The following is a 669-nucleotide window of genomic DNA, read 5'->3' as shown; positions in this document are numbered from 1 at the left end:
TCGCTAATAAGCGAATGCCTTCTTTTTTGATAGTGAGTGCCGCATTCACATCTCTATCGAGATGTAGTCCGCACGAACAAGCATAGACTCGAATGTTCATCGGCATAGATTGCGTTTGCCCGCAACTGGAACACGTTTTAGAAGAAGGATACCATTTGTCGATTTTGACAAGTTGCTTTCCTTGTTCGTGTAGTTTGTATTTCAGAAAAGATGTGAACATTCCCCAACCATTATCAGACACGCTTTTGCCGAACTTCAAGGTTTGTGACATCGCTTTCATATCTAAGTCCTCGATTATAATGGCATCATAAGTCGTCACCAATTCTTTTGATTTATGGTGAAGAAAGTTTTTGCGTTGATTGGCGACTTTCTCTTGAACGTTGGCAACTCGAATACGCTGTTTATTCCAATTTGAAGAACCCTTCTTCTTCCGAGAAAGTTTACGTTGCTCAGACGCTAACTTGGAGAGCATTTGACGATAAAACTTTGGATAATTGGCTTTCTTACCCTCGCTATCGACAAACAATCCATCCATCGCAAAATCCAACCCTACAACATTTTCGATTTTCTTGCTTTCCATCTCCTTCTCGTACTCTGTCAGAATGGAAATGTAGTATTTTCCTGATGCAGTCATTGATAGTGTGCAAGACTTGATTGTATATTCCGAAG

The 669-nt window shown here is 40.4% G+C and carries 1 protein-coding gene; it reads right to left on the bottom strand.

What is annotated here, in order from left to right; all coding sequences use genetic code 11:
• The coding region (locus tag AMD01_RS23220) for an RNA-guided endonuclease InsQ/TnpB family protein (protein ID WP_157052841.1) at nt 1–669 on the bottom strand (669 nt) is incomplete at both ends.

Source organism: Priestia koreensis, from assembly GCF_001274935.1.
Classification (GTDB): Bacteria; Bacillota; Bacilli; order Bacillales; family Bacillaceae_H; genus Bacillus_AG; species Bacillus_AG koreensis.
The sequence above is the reverse complement of the archived record's forward strand: the minus strand, read 5'-3'. Positions and strand labels throughout refer to the sequence as shown.